Origin of the sequence: Mycolicibacter senuensis, from assembly GCF_002101885.1 — a bacterium.
GTDB classification, from domain to species: domain Bacteria; phylum Actinomycetota; class Actinomycetes; order Mycobacteriales; family Mycobacteriaceae; genus Mycobacterium; species Mycobacterium senuense.
Genome location: NZ_LQPS01000022.1, coordinates 75,826 through 93,148 on the forward strand (window position 1 = coordinate 75,826; position 17,323 = coordinate 93,148).

Here is a 17,323-nt window from a genome sequence, read left to right on the forward strand (position 1 = left end):
CTGCCCGCCCCGTGACCCTGCCCTGCCAGAATGGGCTCATGGTCGAGCAGAGCCTCTGGATGCAAAAGGTCGCCGCCGATCCCGGGCATTCACAGTGGTATATCGAACGCTTCCGCCAAATGGCCCGCGCCGGTGACGATCTGGCCGGCGAAGCCCGCTTCGTCGATGCGATGGCAGCACGCGGCGCCCGCATCCTTGATGCCGGCTGCGGGCCGGGCCGGGTGGCCGGCCTGCTGGCTACGGCAGGCCATGACGTGGTCGGTGTCGACGTCGACCCCGAGCTCATCGAGGCGGCCGGACAGGACCATCCCGGGCCGCGCTACCTCGTCGGCGACCTGGCCGAACTGGACCTGCCCTCCCGCGGCATCGCCGAACCGTTCGACGTGATCGTGTCGGCCGGCAACGTCATGACGTTCGTGGCCCCGAGCACCCGCGTCGAGATACTGCGCCGGCTGCGCAACCACTGCGCCGACGACGGGCGGACCGTGATCGGTTTCGGCGCTGACCGCGACTATGACTTCGACCAATTCCTCGACGATGCGGCGACCGCGGGATTCGCCGTCGACCTGCTGCTGGGCACCTGGGATCTGCGGCCCTTCACCGGCGATTCCGACTTTCTGGTGGCCGTGCTGCGCCCGGGTCAGCGCGAGGCCTGATCCTCCTCCTCGGTGAGCTCGACCAACTGGTCGATGCTCAGCACCTCGGTCATGTCCTGCTCCTGGTAGGCCAGGCGGCCCACCCGATGGGCGACAACCGGCGCGGTGATCAAGGTGAAGATGATGCTCACGGTCACCATCCCGGCGTCGTGGCTGCCGCGTAGCCGGATCAGCGCGGCTACCAGCACCAGTATCAGTCCCAGCACCTGCGGTTTGGTGGCCGAGTGCATCCGGGCCAAGGTGTCCGGGAAGCGCACCACCCCGATCGCCGCCGTCAGCGCCAACACCGCCCCGGCGAGACCGAGCACACTGGCGAACACATCGAACACGATCATGGCTGCTTCCTCCCCGCGTCCACCGGTGTGTCCGGCACCCGGAAGCGGGCCACACTGACCGATCCGATGAAGCCGACCAGAGCCAGCGCCGCCAGGCTGTAGGTCACGGTGGTGTCCCGGCTGACCGCCGCCCAAATGCCGATGCCGCACATGGTCATCGCGGCCAACGTGTCCAAGGCCACCAGTCGGTCCAGCGTGCTGGGCCCGGCCAGTAGCCGATACATGGTGATGACCGCGGCGAATCCCAGCAGAACGCCCGCGGTGCCCCAGATCACTGTCATGCGCCTGCTCCCGCCGCCAGCCAGTCCTCGTCGCGCTCGAAGGCATCAATCAACAGCCGCTCCACCTGCGCAGCCTGGTGGTAGAACCGCTCGACTGAACGAGCGTTTCCAACATCGATCACGTGGCAGTACAGGATGCGACGAACCTGGTCGATCTCGAGCACCATCGATCCGGGAATCAGCGTGGTGATGCCGGCCGCCAACACCAGCACCAGATCGGATTTGATGGTCAGCGGCACCCGCAGCACCCCGGTCTGCGGCGGTGGCCCGGGCCTGATCGCCAGCCACATCAACTGGGCACTGGACGCCAGCAGGTACCACCCGAACAGGCCCAGCAGCTTGAGTGCCGACCACGGATGCACCTTGCCCTGCACCGGTACCGGCGGCAGGGGCAGCAGCACCATGATGATCATGGCGACCGCCAGCCCGACGACGAGGTTGGGGATCGTGAAGCGGCCCCACAGCAACGTCCAGATGACGGACAGGCCGCACAGCGCAGCGATCCTCAGCGCGATCGGCCTCACGGCACACCTCCTGCCAACACGGCCGAGATGTATTCGCCGCGGTCGAGCACCTCGGCTGCGGCGCGTTCGGCGTAGCCGAAGATCGGGCCGGCCATGACGGTGAACGCCAGCCCCAGCACGATCAACGCGACCGTCGGCACCACCATCCCGATGGGCATCCGGCCCACATCGGCGCGATCGTCGAAGGCGACCTCGCCGATGTCGTCGAGCAGCACCGGCGGCGCGGCGCGCACCAGCTCTCCCTCGGGGGCGTCGCTGCGCAACCGCCAGAACGTCCGGGTCCACACCCGCGCCAGCACGAACAGGGTCAGCAGACTGGTCACCACCGCGCCGCCCACCAGGATCCAGGCCAGCACCGACCCGTCGCGGACCCCGGCCTGCAACACCGCCGTCTTGCCGATGAAGCCCGAGAACGGCGGGATACCACCGAGATTGAACGCCGGGGCCAAGAACATGAACGCCAGCAACGGATTTGCTACCAGGCCGCCGAGCCGTTTCAGCGACGATGCGCCGCCCTGGCGTTCGATCAATCCGGCCGCCAGGAACAATGTGGTCATCACGATAATGTGGTGCATCACGTAGAAGATGGCGCCGGACATGCCCAATTCGCTCGACAACGCCACCCCGAACACCATGAAACCGATGTGGCTGACCAGCGTGAAGGACAGCACCCGTTTGATGTCGCTTTGCGCGATGGCGCCGAAGATACCGGCCAGCATGGTGAGCAACGCCCCGACCAGCAGCACCGAGTCCAGCCCGGCGTCGGGGAACAGCAGCGAATGGGCGCGGATGATCGCGTAGACACCGACTTTGGTCAGGATGCCGGCGAACACGGCGGTGATCGGGGCGGGCGCGGTGGGATAGGAATCGGGCAACCAGGCCGACAGCGGGAAGACCGCGGCTTTGATGCCAAACCCCACCAGGAACACCGCGAACACCGCGCTGCGGGTGCCGTCTGGCATGCCGGTGGTGCGAACGGCCAACTCAGCCAGGTTCAGCGTGCCGGTCGAGGCGTAGACCAGCGCGATGCCGAGCAGGAAGATCAACGACGACGTCATGGACACCATCACGTAGCCGATACCGGCCCGGATCCGTTCTGCGCTCGCACCGATGGTCAGCAACACGAAGCTGGCAGCCAACAGCATCTCGAACCCGACGAAGAGGTTGAACAGGTCACCGGCCAGGAACGCCAGGGAGACACCGGCCGACAGCGTCAAATATGTGGGCAGGAAGATCGACACCGGTTGCCGGTCGTCACCGTCGCGGACCCCCTGTCCGATGGCGTAGACGATCACCGCCAGCAGCACAACCGCCGACACGATCAGCATCAGTGCCGACAGCCGGTCGACCACCAGGGTGATGCCGAGCGGCCCGCGCCCGCCCTCGGTCGGGCCCCAGCCGCCGACGTGCAACGCCAGGGTGCCCTCTCGGTCGGACAGGAACAGCAGTGCGGCGGTGACCGCGACATCCGCGGCCAACGTACCGATGGTGATCGGCTGCTGCAGCTTGGGACGCCGGCCGACGATCAGGGTCAGTGCAGCGCCCAGCGTGGGCAGTAGTACCGGAAGCGGGATCAGGGCAGCAGCGATACTCACCGCGACACCCCGCTTTCCGCGACAGTGCTTTCCACGACGGCGTCCAATTCACCGGGCGCCACCGGCTCACTGTGGTCGGCCTCGGCGGCGATGATCTCCTCGTCGGAGAGCTGGGACAGCCGGATCGCCTCCTCGTCGTCACCGATGTCGTCGTCGGTGGTCAGGTGGTAGGAGCGGTAGGTCAGGGCCAGCACGAATGCGGCGATGCCCATGGTGATGACGATGGCGGTCAGCACCATGGCCTGGGCCAGCGGGTCGGCGTCGTTTTCCATGCCCTCGGTGCTGTGGTAGATCGGCGGGCTGCCGCCCGGTCCGGAAACATCGATGATCAGCAGGTTGATGGCATTGCCGATCATCATCAGGCCCAGCAACGATCGGGTGAGGTTGCGCTCCAGCAGCATGTACACCCCGCAGGACGTGAGTCCGGCGGCCATCAACAAGGGAACCAGATGTGCGGTCATGGTGTCCTCACCACCGGGCGTTGCGCAGGTCGCTGCTCGGCCACCTGGTCGAGTCGGGCACCGAGGCTGCGCAGGACGTCGAGCACCATGCCGACCACGACCAGATACACCCCCACATCGAAGAACAACGAAGTCACCAGCTTGACCTGGCCCACTATCGGCAGGCTGAACGACAGCGCCGCCGACGACAGCACCGGTGCACCGAGGAACAGCGACGCCAGCGCCGTGGCGGCCACCATGCTCAGGCCCACGCCCAGGATTTTGCCGGAGTCCAGCGGCAGTGTCTCGCCGAGCTCGTATCGCCCGCCCGCCAGATAGCGCAGCGCCAGCGCCAGTCCGGCAGCCAATCCGCCGGCGAAACCGCCGCCCGGATTGTTGTGCCCGGCGAACAGGAAATAGACCGAGACGACCATGATCAGCGGGAAGATCATCCGGCTCGCGACCTCCAACACCAGCGACCGCTGATCGGGATCGTGGTAGGCGCTGCCGCGCAGCCAGGTGGTGGACCCGATCGCGGGGCTGTACGGCGTGGCGACCCGGGGATCCATCCGATGCGCATCGGGATCGGCGGTCCGAGGGGCCCGCCCGAATCGGCGAGTTCGGAACACCATCGAGGCCACTCCGGTGGCCGCCACCAGCAACACCGAGATCTCTCCGAGGGTGTCCCAGGCCCGGATGTCGACCAGGATCACGTTGACGGCGTTGGCGCCGTAGCCGCGCAGATAGGCCGCGGAGGGCAACAGATCGGCGACGCCATCGCTGGTGCGGGCCGCCATCGCGAAGGCCCCCAGCACAGCGACGCTGGCGCCGACCATGATGGACAACACCGCCCGCGACAGCCGGTTCGTCTCCATCGTGGGACGCGCGGTCTCCGCCGGCAGCGTCCGCAGCACCAGCACGAAGATCACCACGGTCACGGTCTCGACGAGCAACTGGGTCAAGGCCAGGTCGGGGGCACCGTGAAAAGCGAACGCCACGGCGCAGCCGTACCCGGTCACCCCGACCATCAGCACCGCAGACAGCCGGTTGCGAGCCACGGTCGCACCGATCCCGCCGGCGACCACCAGCACCGCCACGGTGAGCTGCAACGGGGTGTCCCACAGCTGCAGGTCGACCCGGTCACGCGCACCCAGCATCAGCGCGGCCAGCGGCAGCACCACCAGCGTCACGAATATCACCGCTTGGTTGAACGGCAGCGAGCCACGCTGGGTGATCGCGGTCACCCGGACCGCAGCCACATCGAGCAACCGGATGAAATCGTCGTACATTTCGTCGGCCTTGCCCAGCGGAAGTCGGCGCAACCGGCTCAGGCCCAGCGGGCCGCGCGCGGCGAACACACTGAAGCCCACCAGCAGCACCATCGCCGAGAGCAGTACCGGTAGCCCCGCGCCGTGCCACAACGCAAGGTGGTAGCCGGAGCCGTCGGGCATCGTGTCGGCGTAGCCGTGCAACACCGTGTCCAGCCCGATCGACCACAACCCGAGGCCCAGGCTGGCGGCGGCCAACACCGCGGGGGCCGCCAAGAACGCCGCAGTCGGTCGGTGCAGTTCGGCGACATGCGTGCTGGGCTCGGGCAGGCCTTTGCCGGCGAAGCCGCCCCAGACGAACCGCGCACTGTAGATCACGGTGAATACCGAGGCAACCACCGCGGCACCCAATACATACGGGCTGGAAGAGCCCAACGACGGGGCTCCGGCCTCGGTCCCGAAAATCGTCTCCTTGGCGATGAAACCCACGAACGGCGGCACCCCGGCCATGCTGGCGGCCGCGGCGGCGGCAATCACGAACAGTCCCGGAGCGCGGCGACCCAGGCCGGCCAGCTCCCGCAGGTCGCGGGTGCCGGTGGCATGGTCGATGATCCCCACCACCATGAACAGCGTCGCCTTGGCCGCCGCGTGGGCACACATGGCGGTCAGACCGGCCAACATCAGGTCGCCGCCACCGGCGCCGACCAGTGTGATCATCAGACCCAACTGGCTGACGGTGCTGTAGGCCAGCAGCAGCTTCAAGTCGTATTCGCGGACCGCGCGCCAGCCGGCGAGCAGGGCGGTGGCCAGGCCCAGCACCAGCACCGTCGGCCGCCATCCCGGTGAGTCGGCGAACGCCGGGGTCAGCCGCGCCACCAGATAGATCCCGGCCTTGACCATCGCCGCGGCGTGCAGGTAGGCGCTGACCGGCGTCGGCGCCGCCATCGCGCCCGGCAGCCAGAAATGCAACGGGATGATCGCCGACTTGCTGAGCGCCCCGACCAGGACCAACAGCACGCCGACCGTGACCACTGTGCCGGACGGCGGACTCGCCACCAGCTCCGACAGCAGGTAAGTCCCCGCCGTCTCACCCAGCATGATCAGGCCGACCAGCATCGCCAGGCCGCCGGCGGTGGTCACCACCAACGCCTGGATGGCAGCGCGGCGGTTGATGGCACGTTCGGCGTAGTGACCGATCAGCAGGAACGACAACACCGTGGTCATTTCCCAGAACACGTACAGCACCAGCATGTTGTCGGCGACCATCAACCCGAACATGGAACCGGCGAATCCGACCATCTTCGCGGCGAACCCGGGCAGCCGCGGATCGAGGTCACAGTGGGGGCTGACGGGGCGGAAGTACTCGGCGCAGTAGAACAGCACCAGGGCGCCGATCCCCAGTGCCAGCACGCTCATGATCGCGGCCAGCGAGTCGAAGCGCAGGTCGATGTCCATCGACAGCCCGGGCACCCAGGACACCGTCGTTCGTCGATCGTCGGCCGGGCCGGTGGGCCAGTTCGCCACCACCCACACCAGCGATACCAGCGGGATCGCTCCCAGCGGATAGAACGCCGCCCGTCCCCATCTGCGCACCATCAGCGGAGCCAAAGCCGTGCCGACAGTATGGGCAAGCAGTATCGCTAGCATCACGCTCCACGGGACAAATTGATCCCGGCAACGGAATCAGTTCTAGTACGAACGTCGGACACATGAGCGGCGCCGGACGGCACCGCTGGCGGCCGCGGCAACGACAGGCACGTCGAGTCCGGCTTCAAACGTACCCGAATCGCCCGCCCCGGCTGAATCCAGTTTCTGCGGCAAAACAGTCGAGCGCCATGGAATGCAACCCCCATTCAACGGGGGGGCGGACCCCCACGCAGCCTCCCCTGCGGCGTTTCGCTAGGCCTCGATCAGGCCAGCTCGGATGGCATAACGGGTGAGCGCCAAGCGGTCGCGCAAGCCGAGCTTCTGCAGGGTATTCGTCCGATGCCGGTCGACCGTCTTGGCACTGATACCGAGTGTTTTCGCGATCTCGCGCGCCGAAAAACCTTCGGCGATCAGCTTCAGCACCTCCTCCTCGCGCGGCGTGAGGATGTTGTCCGGCAAATCAGCGCCCTGGCGTGTCCGGTGCAGATAGTCGCGGATCAGCGCGGTCACCGCCCCGGCGTACAGAAACGGTTCGCCGCGCATCGTCGCCCGGCAGGCCTCGAGCAGGTCCCGGTCGGCGACGGACTTGAGCACGTAGCCCGATGCGCCCGCCTTGAGGGCTTCGAAGAAATACTGCTCGTTGTCGTGCATCGACAGCATCAGCACCCGGACATGGGGATGACTGCGGTTGATCTCGCGCGCCGCCTGCAGCCCGGTCATCCGCGGCATCGCGATATCAAGGATCGCCAGATCGACCGGGGTGTTCTGCAGAGCCGTCAGCGCCTCGGACCCGTCGGCCGCTTCGGCCACCACGGATAGGTCCGGCTCGGCATCCAGGATCATCCGCAGCCCGCTGCGCACCAGGGCGTGGTCGTCGGCGAGCATGATGCGGGCCGGCTTTAGCGCCATCACCTACCTCCCGTGCTCAGTCGGACCGGCACCGTCAGCCGGACTTCGGTTCCCTCGTTGCTCGGGGAGCTGATCGTCAGGGTGGCCTGCACCAGCAGGGCGCGTTCCCGCATTCCGGTGATCCCCGCTCCTTCAGCGCTCACCCCGCCCTTGCCGTTGTCGGCGATCCGCAGCGTGAGCCGTGATGCGGCATCGATGTGCAGATCCAGCCATGCCTTCTGCGCTCCGGAATGGCGGGCGATATTGGTCAGGCCCTCCTGGGCGATGCGGTAGCAGACCAAGCTGACGTCGGGGCTCACCTGATCGGCGTGCGAGGTGATCTGCTTGACGACGTCGATGCCGGTCGCCTGGGTGAATTGGTTGCACAACGCTTGCAGTGCACTGCGCAGCCCGAGATCCTCCAGCGCATCCGGGCGCAGCCGGCGGGCGATGCCGCGCACCTCGTCGAGGCTGGCACGCACTATTTCCTGGGCGTCGCCGAGATCCCCGCGGATCTCCGCGGGCGCGGCGTCCACCGCCCGCTTGAGCGTGAGCAGGGCGACGGTAAGAGTTTGGCCGATCTGATCGTGCAACTCCCGGGCGATCCGCTGCCGCTCGTTCTCCTGCACGGTCAGCACCGACGCGTTCGACGAGGCCCGCTCCGTTTCCAGCCGGTCCAGCATGGCGTTGAAGGATTCGATGAGGTGGTGCAGGTCGCCGGCGCCCGGGTCGTGGACGCGGTCACTGGGATTGGGCGGATCGACCCGCCGCATTGACGCGGCGAGCCGATCCAGGGGGGCAAGGCTCGATCGCAACAGCAGTGCGTTGGCGCCCACCACGATGGCCAGCCCGACGACAAGAACCGGGATCTCGGCCAGCTGGATGCGCGTCGACACTCTCGCCGGGGACATGGCAAGCACCAGTGTGCCCAGGGTGAAGACCAGACCGTTGATCAGCACGACCCGGCGAAACAGCCCACGCGCAGGGGGGTGCGCTCGCCGTCGAAACCTGTCGACGACCGCTTTCCACCGGTGCATGCCACCACCATCGTCTCCGCAGCACCCGGTTGTCCATACGGGTTACCGCGCACACCGAATGGGTGTCAAACACCATGGCGACTGACCGGTTCCGGCTCGGAGAATGAAATTACGCCCAGGCTGCGCGACAATTGACGGCGCGTAGGAACCCCGGAGTGTCGAGCGCACCGGTCAGCGCTGGGCGGGTTAGATCGAGGGGATCAGACCGTAGAGTAACCCACATCAACACAGCTGACCCAGAAACCGGAGGGATGCAACGGCGATGAATCGCATTACCGGTTCGCACCCACCGGCCACCGGCCACAACGTGGTCCGGACGCCGCGTCCTGCCCGGGGCTGAGAAATGGATTTCGCGGCGTTACCACCGGAGGTCAACTCCGGTCTGATGTATGCGGGCGCGGGCCCGGGGTCGATGCTGAGTGCTGCCACGGCCTGGGACGGGCTGGCCACTGAGCTCCATCTGGCAGCCACCGCCTACGAGTCAGTGGTCACCGAACTGACGAGCGGGCCCTGGCTGGGGCCCTCGGCCGTAGCCATGGCGGCCTCGATCACCCCGTTCGTGTCGTGGTTGAACATGACCTCGGTCCAGGCCGAGAAGACCGGCATGCAGGCCAAGGCCGCCGTTGCCGCCTACGAGGCCACCTTCGCCACGGTGGTGCCGCCTCCGGCGATCGCGGCCAACCGCGCTGCGTTGATGACGCTGCTGGCCACCAACATATTGGGCCAGAACGCGGCGGCCATCGCCGCCAACGAAGCCGAATACGCCGCGATGTGGGCCCAGGACGCCAGCGCCATGTACAGCTATGCGTCGCTGTCGGCGACCGCCACCGAGATGGAGCCGTTCCAGCCGCCGCCGCACACCGCCAACCCGGCCGGGCCGCTCAACGGCTCGGAGGCCGCCGGACTCAACTCGGCCGCCAACACGGCCCAGACGCTGCCGTCAAAGCTGGCCTCGGCGCTGCCGGGCTCATCCGATGCCGGTTCGCAGTTTCCGGCCATGCTGGCGCAGGCCGACGTGCCGACGGGGCCCTTCGACTGGCTGGGCATCATCGCCGACGAGACCGCTGTCGGTATCGCCCTGCCGCTGTCGATCCTCGGTGTCTGGCTGGCGGGCGCCGCGATGTACTTCGCGGAGTTGGACTCTCGCGAGATCTTCGACACCCAGGACATCCTCCGCGGCGGCCAGCGAAGCATCTTGGAGGCGCTGGGCCAGATCGGCGGTTTCGCGGAGCTGCCCGGCACCGATAACCTTCGGGTGCCCCACGCCTCGGTGGTGGCTGCGTTGGCCGAGGGATTCCCACTCGGAGCGCTCTCGGTGCCGATCAGCTGGGCGGAGTTGGCCCCGGAGATCCGTCATGCCAGCTTCTCGACACCGCTCAGCGCTGCCGCGTCACCAACGCCGGCCGGATTGGGGACGGCTTTCGGTCAGATGGCGCTGGCCGGTATGGGGGGCAGCGCGTTGGCCGGCGCCGTCAACCAGAACCGCGGCCAGCAGACCAAGGCACCGGAAGCCGGCAAGGCGGCACCGGCAGCGTCGGCGGATCCGGCGGCAGCGGAGTCGGGCGCCGGCGCAGCGACGCCCGCCGCGCATTCACCGGCGAGCTCGGTCGTCGAACTGGCAGCCGGGATCCGCGAGCTCGGCGAACTGCACGACGCCGGATATCTCACCGAGGCGGAGTTCGCCGAACAGAAGCGGCGACTGCTGTCCCGGGGATGATCAGCGGCGACGTGACCGTAGGTAGTCGCCCACCACCGCCGCGCCCAGCCCGTCGAGTTCGGGCACCACGACCCGGCCCTGAACCCGTCGCGCCACCTGGTCGATGAACCGGGCCAGACCGGGGTCGTCGCCGAGCCGGAAGATCGTCACCTGGGCACCGAGCCGGGCGACGTCGTCGAAGCCCTTGACGGTGTGGGCGATGGTCCGCGGGTGCGGCGGGTAGTCAAAGAACACCGAGGCACCGTCGCCGCGGTAATCCTCCAGGTGCGCGGTCGGCTCCCCGTCGGTGACCACCAGCACCACCGGCTGGGCGTTGGGGTGCCGACGCAGGTGCCGGCCGGCCAGCGCCAGCGCATGATGCAGGTTGGTGCCCTGCTCGTAGACGCCCTCCAGGCCGGTCAGCTCGGCGGCGGTCACGGTCCGCGCGTAGCGCCCGAATGCGATGATCTGCAACGCATCCGAACGAAACCGGGTGCTCACCAGATGGTGCAGCGCCAGCGCGGTGCGCTTCATCGGCAGCCAGCGGTTGTCCATCACCATCGAGAACGAGGTGTCCACCAGCAGCGCGACGGCCGACTGGGTGCGCGTCTCGGTCTCGGACACCTCGACGTCGTCGACGCTGATCGACAGCCGACCGGTGGCGGCGGGCCCGCCGGGTTCGGCGACTCCGCGCAGCACCGCGTTGGTCAGGGTGCGGGTGACGTTCCAGGGCTCGGTGTCACCGAACTGCCAGGGCCTCGTCGCCCCGGTCAGCTCACCGGCCGCCCCGGCCCGGCGATGGTCGCGTTCGCCGCGACGCCCCGAGAGTTGGCGCGCCACATCGCGCAGCGCCGTTTCGCCGAGCCGACGCATCGCCTTGGGCGACAGCCGCCACTGCCCGTCGGAACTGCGATCCAGGAACCCCTGGTTGAGCAGTGCGCGTTCCAGCTCGGCCAGCGTCCGCGCATCGACAGCGGCCCGGTCGCCGAGCTGGCGGGCCAGCGCCTCGAGGTCGACGTCGTCCATGCTCGCGCCCGGATAGGCCTGCGACAGTTGCTCGGCCAACTGCTCGAGTTCGGCGATGTCGCTCAACGCCTGGGCGCCCTCCCCCATCCCGAGCGGGTCGTTGCCGGAGAACTCCGACGAGCCGGTCCAGTCCTCGCCCGGCCGGGCCGCCTGTAGGTGGGAATCCAGGCGGCCCAGTGCCTGCTGCAACGCCGGCGAGCCGAATGCCTGCTCCGCCAACGAATCCAGTTCGGCGCGCTGCTCGGCGCTCAAGCTGTTGCGAAAGCGCTGCGCGGCGGCGGCCCGCTGGGCCAGCGAGTCGAGCAACTCCTCGACGTTTTGTGGGTTCTCGCCGAAGAACTCACCGTGCTTCTCCATGAACTGCTGGAAGTCCTGGGCGGTGTCCTCGCCGCGGGCGTGCTTGTCGAGCAGGTCGTTGAGGTCGTCGAGCATGTCGGTGACCCGTTGCCGGTCTTCGTCGGTGGCGCCCTCCAGGGCCTGCTTCATGCCGGCGAAACGTTGGTCGAGCATCTCGCGACCGAGCAGATCCCGGATCTTCTCGTAGGACTCCCGGGCCTCGCTGCTGCGCCAGTTGTAGTCGGACAGCTCCTGCACCGCCTTGGCCGGTGACGGCGACAACGCCTCGATCTGCATCTCGGCGAACCGGGCGTCGTCATCGAGTGCGCGGGCCAGCTCTTTGCGTTCGGCCAGCACCGCCTCGTCGAGCAGCTTCTTGATGTCGGCCAGGGTTCCGTCGAGATTGTTGCGCCGCAACAGTTCCCGGCGGCGCCGCTGCGCCTCGGCGGCCAGCCGGTCGGCACCGGTCATCGTTTCGGTGCCCCGCCGCAGCAGCTCCTGCAGAGCTCGCCGTGGCGACGTGCCCTCCATCACGTCGCGGCCGATCTCCTCCAGCGCCTCAGCCAGGTCGACCGGCGGCGCCAACGGATCCGGCCCACCGGTGTAGGCCGAATACCGCGACGCTCGGGAGGAGTGGCCTTTAGCCATAGACGGTTTCGCCCTCATCGGAGGTCTTGTCGATGCGCTTGGCCAGATACAGCGCCTCCAAGGCCAATTCGAGCGCCGCGGCACGTTCGCCGTCGGACTCCGCACCCAGCCGCTGCGCGATGGCCTCGATCACCGGCAGATCCGGTAGCGCCGCGAGCACCGCCTTGGCCGAGACCCGCTCCCCCGTCGTCACCGCAGCGTCCTCGACCGCAGCCACCAACGGCCCGACGTCGATGCCGCCCAGTGCACGCGACGCGGTGTCGGCGGTGGCCCGGCGCAACAGGTGTTCCAGCACCGCCTGCTCGCGGCCCTCTTCACCGGATTCGAATTCCAGCTTGCCGCGCAGCACGTCGACGATGGTGCCCAGATCGACCACCCGGGCCACCGGATCGGTCTCACCCAGCACCGCACCTCGGTGTCGGGCCGAGGCGGCCACGGTCTCGGCCGCCGCGATCGCGAACCGCGCCGAGACCCCCGACCGCTGATCCACCGAGCGGGACTCGCGCAGGTAGCGGGCGAACCGGGCCAGCACCGCCAGCAGGTAGTCGGGCACCTGCGCACTCAAGTGGGCCTCCTGGGCGATCACCCCGACCTCCGCGTCGAGTTCCAGGGGGTAGTGGGTGCGGATCTCGGCGCCGAAGCGGTCCTTGAGCGGGGTGATGATGCGACCCCGGTTGGTGTAGTCCTCCGGGTTGGCGCTGGCCACCACCAGCACGTCCAGCGGCAACCGCAGGGTATAGCCGCGCACCTGGATGTCGCGTTCCTCCATCACGTTGAGCATCGCCACCTGGATCCGCTCGGCGAGGTCGGGCAGTTCGTTGACGGCGACGACGCCGCGGTGCGCGCGGGGGATCAGCCCGTAGGCGATCGTCTCGGGATCACCCAGGCTGCGCCCCTCCGCGACCTTGATGGGGTCGATGTCGCCGACCAGGTCGGCCACGCTGGTGTCCGGGGTGGCCAGCTTCTCGGTGTAGCGCTCGCTGCGGTGCCGCCAGGCCACCGGCAGGGCGTCGCCGAGCTCGGCGGCTCGGCGGATCGACTCGGGGGTGATCGGCGAGTACGGGTGCTCACCGAGTTCGGCGCCCGCGATCACCGGCGTCCATTCGTCGAGCAAGCCGGTCAGCGCCCGCAGCAGCCGGGTCTTGCCCTGGCCGCGTTCACCGAGCAGCACGATGTCGTGGCCGGCGATCAGCGCCCGCTCCAGTTGCGGCAGCACGGTGTCCTCGAAGCCGAAGATGCCCGGCCAGACGGTCGCGGCATCGTCACCGTCGGCGAGGCGGGCCAGCAGGTTCTCGGCGATCTCCTGCTTGACCCCCCTTTCGCGGTGGCCGGCGGCACGCAATTCGCCGAGCGTGGTGGGCAGATCGTGCGGGGCATTCAGCGCGGTCACGACTCCACGCTACGGCGGGCGCGGTAGTCCGTCACGGCGTCCCACTTCATCGCGTCGCCAAATACCCGATACCCTGGGTACCGTGAACTCACTGGAATGGCGGGATCGACCGGCTCAGACCTACTTCGGTCCGGCATCCTGGCAGGCCCGCCTGCTGGCTGTGGGCGCCGCGATCTTCCTGCGCACCTCGATCGCGGTGCTGACGGTCGTCGGCATGATCGTCAATCGGATCTGGCCCGCCGGACTGCAACGGGCGCGCCTGGACCTCATCGACCAACCGATGCGCTATATCCGGGCGCTGCCGGGCACCGAGGTGACGCGAGAGCGTCTGACCGACTGTCCGGCGGAGTGGGTGGTTGCGCCCGGCGCCGGCGACTCGAACCGGGTGATCGTCTACTTCCACGGTTCAGCGCTGGTGACGCTGGGCCTCAATTCGCACCGCCGGTTCGCCAGCAAGCTGTCGGAGGCGACCGGCGCCAAGGTTTTCAACGTCGGTTACCGCTTGGCGCCACTGGCCGGCATCGACGAGGCCATCGCCGACGGTCTGTGCGCCTACCGGCATGTGCTGGATGCCGGGTTCACTGCGGATCGCATTGTGCTGGCCGGAGATTCGGCCGGCGGACTGATGGCGGTCAACACTGCGCTCGCGGCGCGCGACGCCGGGCTGCCGGCACCGGCCGGTCAGGTGTTGATGTCGGCGCTGACATCGTCGGACATGGAGATCAAACGGCAGGCCGCGGGTATCCACCGCGATCCGTTCTTCCCGTTCATGGCGTTCATGTTCATCTATCGGGTGTTCGCCACCGTCAACGGCACCCGCGAATTGCCGGTGATGCCCCCGGAAGCCGAGCTACGCGGCCTGGGTCCGTTTCTGCTGCAAGTCGGCAACAACGAGATGCTGCGCAACGACACCTTCGTGCTGGCCGACAAGCTCACCGCCGCGGGGGTGCCGAACTGGGTACAGATCTGGGACCGCGCATTGCACATGTTCCAGCTCAGCTTCGACGTCAATCCCGACGCGCGCCGCGCGGTCGCTGAGATCGCCGACTTCGTCGACCACGCGATGGCCACCGCCCCGCCGGCTGTCGATGCGGCGCACACCGACGGCGAGATGGCGGGACACCACCCGGCAGCGGGCGCTTAGAGCCGGCCCTCCAGCAGCATCAGCAGCAGCGGAATCCGGTTCGCCTCGATCTCGGGCTGCGGCAGCACGGCCCGCACGATTGCCGCACCGTCGAAGGTGTTGGTCAACAGCGCCACCAGGTTCGGAAAGAGTTCGGGCGGAAACGCATCGGCGCCCGGCAGCACCCGGGCGGCTTCGCCGATCTTGGCACTGTATTCGGCGAGCACATCCTGCAGAGTGGCTCGTAGCTTCTCGTCGGTGCGCGCGGCGATCAGCAGCTCGTAGACCACCGAATTGGTGGAGTTGGCGGTCAGGTCGCGCAGCACCGTCAACACCGCCTCCAGCACCGGCACCTCGGCGGGGATCTCGGCGACCTGCTTGTCGAACTGCTCCAGCTGACGGCGCAGCACCTCCTGCGCGGTGGCGGCCATGAAGTCGCCCATGGTGCCGAAATGACGGAACAACGCCCCGTCGGAGACCCCGGCGCGCGCGGCGATCACCTTGGCCGACGCCCGCGCGTAGCCGACCTCGGCGATGGTGGCGATGCTGGCGTCGAGCAATCCCGCGACGGTGGCCTCGCGGCGTTCCCGCTGGGTGCGAGCCATGGCTTAGACCGGTTGCAGCGCACGGGATCCGGCACGCAGGAAGCGGCCGGACTTCGCCGTCGTGCCGTAGCCGTCGCAGAACTGGCCGTTGCGGAACACCACGGTGCCGCCCACCCCGGTCGCCACCACGGCACCGTCGTTGCGGTTGACCATCCGGGAAAGGCCGCCGTAGAACGGCACCTGTTCCTCGTGGTAGCCGTCCACGGAGTCGTCCAGGCCGGCCGGGTCGATCACCACGAAGTCCGCGCGGTCACCGCGGCGCAGCGTGCCGGCATCGAATCCGAACCAGTCGGCGACCTCGGCGGTCAGCCGGTACACCGCGCGCTCGGTGCTCAAAAACGGCCGGCCGGCCGCCTGCGCCTCGCGGACTCGCTTGAGCAGTCGCAGCGAGAAGTTGTAGAAGGCCATGTTGCGCAGGTGCGCACCGGCGTCGGAGAACCCCATGTGGATGGCCGGTTCTCCTGCCAGCATGTCGAGGTACTTGGGGCGGTGGTTGGCCACGATGGTGGTCCAGCGCACGTTGCGCTCACCGTTTTCCACCAGGACGTCGAGGAACGCATCGAGCGGGTGCAGCTTTCGTTCGTCGGCGATCTGGCCGAAGCTCTTGCCGATCAGGCTCGCATCCGGGCATTCGACGATCGTCGCGTCGTGGAAGTCGCGGTGCCACAACGACGGGCCCAGTTTCTTGCGGTCGAAGGATTTGCGGAAGCGGCGACGGTACTCGGTGTCGGCCAGCAACGCGTTGCGCTCCAACTGGTCTCGCAAGTGCAGCGCGGCGGTGCCGGCGCCGAACTCCTCGAAGACCGGAAGATCGATTCCGTCGGAATACAATTCGAACGGCACCGGAAGATGCTGGAAGCGCACGTTAGCGCCGAGCACGGCGTTGAGCAGCCGGGTGCCCGGACCCATGACCCGCACCGCGCCGGGCGATGACTTGGCGTCGGCGGAGACCAGCAGACTCATCCGCACCCCGCGCCGACGGCCGAACATCCCGCTGCTGGTCAAGAAGAAGTTCAGCGCCGTCAGCGGCTTCTTGACGTTCGGGGCGCTCTGCAGCATGCGGCCGCGCTTGCGCAGCACCTTGATCAGCCGTCGACGCTCCCGCCAGGTGGCGAACGTCGACGGGAGCGCCCGGGACCGGAACCGATCGCCGTCGAGCTTGTCAATCGCCGCGTCCATCCCGGACATACCCAGCAGCCCGGCGTCGAGCCCCTCGTCGAGCAGCGCGGCCATCTTCTCCAGTTCGGCATCGGTCGGTACGACACCGTCGGTGGTGGCGCGGTCCAAGCCGAGCACCGCGGTCCGCAGGTCCGAATGGCCGAGCATGGAGCCGATATTGGGCCCGAGCGGCAACTCGTCGAGGGCTTGCACGTACTCGGCCGGCGTCGACCAGGTCTTGCGGGACCGCAGTGCATCCAGCACGAACTTGCGCGGCACCGCCTCCACCCGACTGAACAGGTCGGCGGCGTCCTCGGCGTCGGCGTACACCGTCGACAGCGAACAGTTGCCCAGCAGCACCGTGGTGACGCCGTGGCGCACGGATTCGCGCAGTCCCGGGTCCAGCAGGACCTCGGCGTCGTAATGGGTGTGCACGTCGATGAACCCGGGGACCACCCACTTGCCGGCCGCGTCGATCACCTCTGGGCAGCCCGCATCATCCAGGTCGCCGGCCACGACGTCGGCGACGACGCCGTCGCGGATTCCCAGCGTGCGGACCTGCGGGACGTTGCCCAGGCCGTCGAACCACAGGCCGTTGCGGATGATCAGGTCGTAGGCCACGACGTCTCCTAACTCGGGGTTGAGTTAGATAGTGAGCGCCTACAATCTT

15 protein-coding genes are annotated in these 17,323 nt (G+C 68.1%); 3 read left to right on the plus strand and 12 right to left on the minus strand.

Annotation, left to right across the window (positions count from 1 at the left end; genetic code table 11):
* Nucleotides 1-38 precede the first annotated feature (38 nt).
* Complete coding sequence (locus tag AWC24_RS04670; RefSeq protein ID WP_085082596.1) at nt 39-656, plus strand: class I SAM-dependent methyltransferase; 618 nt, start codon at nt 39-41, stop codon at nt 654-656.
* On the opposite strand, the gene mnhG is transcribed toward AWC24_RS04670, so the two are convergent.
* The 8 genes from mnhG to AWC24_RS04710 all read right to left on the minus strand — a co-directional run bounded on the left by mnhG (nt 641) and on the right by AWC24_RS04710 (nt 8,671).
* Nucleotides 641-991, minus strand: coding sequence for a monovalent cation/H(+) antiporter subunit G (gene mnhG, locus AWC24_RS04675; protein WP_085082538.1), 351 nt, complete (start codon nt 989-991; stop codon nt 641-643). The two genes, AWC24_RS04670 and mnhG, sit on opposite strands and share 16 nt — an antisense overlap.
* Entirely contained in the window at nt 988-1,272 is a 285-nt protein-coding gene (locus AWC24_RS04680) for a monovalent cation/H+ antiporter complex subunit F (RefSeq protein WP_085082540.1), read from the minus strand. Before AWC24_RS04680 ends, mnhG begins: the two co-directional genes overlap by 4 nt.
* A complete protein-coding gene (locus AWC24_RS04685) occupies nt 1,269-1,796 on the minus strand; it encodes a Na+/H+ antiporter subunit E (RefSeq protein WP_085082542.1) in 528 nt (175 codons plus the stop codon). The genes AWC24_RS04680 and AWC24_RS04685 overlap by 4 nt, the downstream gene beginning before the upstream one ends.
* A complete protein-coding gene (locus tag AWC24_RS04690) occupies nt 1,793-3,391 on the minus strand; it encodes a Na+/H+ antiporter subunit D (protein ID WP_085082544.1) in 1,599 nt (532 codons plus the stop codon). The genes AWC24_RS04685 and AWC24_RS04690 overlap by 4 nt, the downstream gene beginning before the upstream one ends.
* Nucleotides 3,388-3,852: a Na(+)/H(+) antiporter subunit C gene (locus AWC24_RS04695; RefSeq protein WP_083038713.1), complete on the minus strand. Its 465-nt coding sequence runs from the start codon at nt 3,850-3,852 to the stop codon at nt 3,388-3,390. The genes AWC24_RS04690 and AWC24_RS04695 overlap by 4 nt, the downstream gene beginning before the upstream one ends.
* The gene (locus AWC24_RS04700) at nt 3,849-6,746 is read right to left on the minus strand and encodes a Na+/H+ antiporter subunit A (RefSeq protein WP_083038804.1); all 2,898 of its coding nucleotides are present in this window, start codon (nt 6,744-6,746) and stop codon (nt 3,849-3,851) included. The genes AWC24_RS04695 and AWC24_RS04700 overlap by 4 nt, the downstream gene beginning before the upstream one ends.
* 252 nt (nt 6,747-6,998) lie before the next feature.
* The gene (locus AWC24_RS04705; RefSeq protein WP_083038711.1) at nt 6,999-7,655 is read right to left on the minus strand and encodes a response regulator; all 657 of its coding nucleotides are present in this window, start codon (nt 7,653-7,655) and stop codon (nt 6,999-7,001) included.
* Complete coding sequence (locus AWC24_RS04710; protein ID WP_085082546.1) at nt 7,655-8,671, minus strand: sensor histidine kinase; 1,017 nt, start codon at nt 8,669-8,671, stop codon at nt 7,655-7,657. Before AWC24_RS04710 ends, AWC24_RS04705 begins: the two co-directional genes overlap by 1 nt.
* A gap of 343 nt (nt 8,672-9,014) precedes the next feature.
* Here AWC24_RS04710 and AWC24_RS23280 point away from each other — a divergent pair, with 343 nt between their 5' ends.
* A complete protein-coding gene (locus AWC24_RS23280; RefSeq protein ID WP_083038707.1) occupies nt 9,015-10,388 on the plus strand; it encodes a PPE family protein, SVP subgroup in 1,374 nt (457 codons plus the stop codon).
* On the opposite strand, the gene AWC24_RS04720 is transcribed toward AWC24_RS23280, so the two are convergent.
* Together AWC24_RS04720 and AWC24_RS04725 are read right to left on the minus strand one after the other, a co-directional pair.
* The gene (locus tag AWC24_RS04720; protein ID WP_083038705.1) at nt 10,389-12,377 is read right to left on the minus strand and encodes a vWA domain-containing protein; all 1,989 of its coding nucleotides are present in this window, start codon (nt 12,375-12,377) and stop codon (nt 10,389-10,391) included.
* Nucleotides 12,370-13,758 (minus strand): sigma 54-interacting transcriptional regulator, encoded by a 1,389-nt coding sequence (locus AWC24_RS04725; RefSeq protein ID WP_085082598.1) that lies wholly within the window; start codon nt 13,756-13,758, stop codon nt 12,370-12,372. Before AWC24_RS04725 ends, AWC24_RS04720 begins: the two co-directional genes overlap by 8 nt.
* Before the next feature lie 91 nt (nt 13,759-13,849).
* Between AWC24_RS04725 and AWC24_RS04730 the strand changes: the two genes are divergently transcribed.
* Nucleotides 13,850-14,911: an alpha/beta hydrolase gene (locus tag AWC24_RS04730; RefSeq protein ID WP_085082548.1), complete on the plus strand. Its 1,062-nt coding sequence runs from the start codon at nt 13,850-13,852 to the stop codon at nt 14,909-14,911.
* On the opposite strand, the gene AWC24_RS04735 is transcribed toward AWC24_RS04730, so the two are convergent.
* Nucleotides 14,908-15,495, minus strand: a complete 588-nt coding sequence (locus AWC24_RS04735; RefSeq protein ID WP_085082550.1) for a TetR/AcrR family transcriptional regulator — start codon at nt 15,493-15,495, stop codon at nt 14,908-14,910. The genes AWC24_RS04730 and AWC24_RS04735 overlap by 4 nt on opposite strands.
* Nucleotides 15,496-15,498: 3 nt before the next feature.
* The gene (locus AWC24_RS04740) at nt 15,499-17,274 is read right to left on the minus strand and encodes an N-acyl-D-amino-acid deacylase family protein (protein WP_085082552.1); all 1,776 of its coding nucleotides are present in this window, start codon (nt 17,272-17,274) and stop codon (nt 15,499-15,501) included.
* Nucleotides 17,275-17,323 lie beyond the last annotated feature (49 nt).

Bases quoted from the DNA above. Each gene is read 5' to 3' on its own strand.
- AWC24_RS04695 (WP_083038713.1), bottom strand. From the start codon at position 3,852: ATGACCGCACATCTGGTTCCCTTGTTGATGGCCGCCGGACTCACGTCC.
- AWC24_RS04735 (WP_085082550.1), bottom strand. From the start codon at position 15,495: ATGGCTCGCACCCAGCGGGAACGCCGCGAGGCCACCGTCGCGGGATTG.
- AWC24_RS23280 (WP_083038707.1), top strand. From the start codon at position 9,015: ATGGATTTCGCGGCGTTACCACCGGAGGTCAACTCCGGTCTGATGTAT.
- AWC24_RS04700 (WP_083038804.1), bottom strand. From the start codon at position 6,746: ATGCTAGCGATACTGCTTGCCCATACTGTCGGCACGGCTTTGGCTCCG.
- AWC24_RS04680 (WP_085082540.1), bottom strand. From the start codon at position 1,272: ATGACAGTGATCTGGGGCACCGCGGGCGTTCTGCTGGGATTCGCCGCG.
- AWC24_RS04720 (WP_083038705.1), bottom strand. From the start codon at position 12,377: ATGGCTAAAGGCCACTCCTCCCGAGCGTCGCGGTATTCGGCCTACACC.
- mnhG (WP_085082538.1), bottom strand. From the start codon at position 991: ATGATCGTGTTCGATGTGTTCGCCAGTGTGCTCGGTCTCGCCGGGGCG.
- AWC24_RS04710 (WP_085082546.1), bottom strand. From the start codon at position 8,671: ATGCACCGGTGGAAAGCGGTCGTCGACAGGTTTCGACGGCGAGCGCAC.
- AWC24_RS04705 (WP_083038711.1), bottom strand. From the start codon at position 7,655: ATGGCGCTAAAGCCGGCCCGCATCATGCTCGCCGACGACCACGCCCTG.
- AWC24_RS04670 (WP_085082596.1), top strand. From the start codon at position 39: ATGGTCGAGCAGAGCCTCTGGATGCAAAAGGTCGCCGCCGATCCCGGG.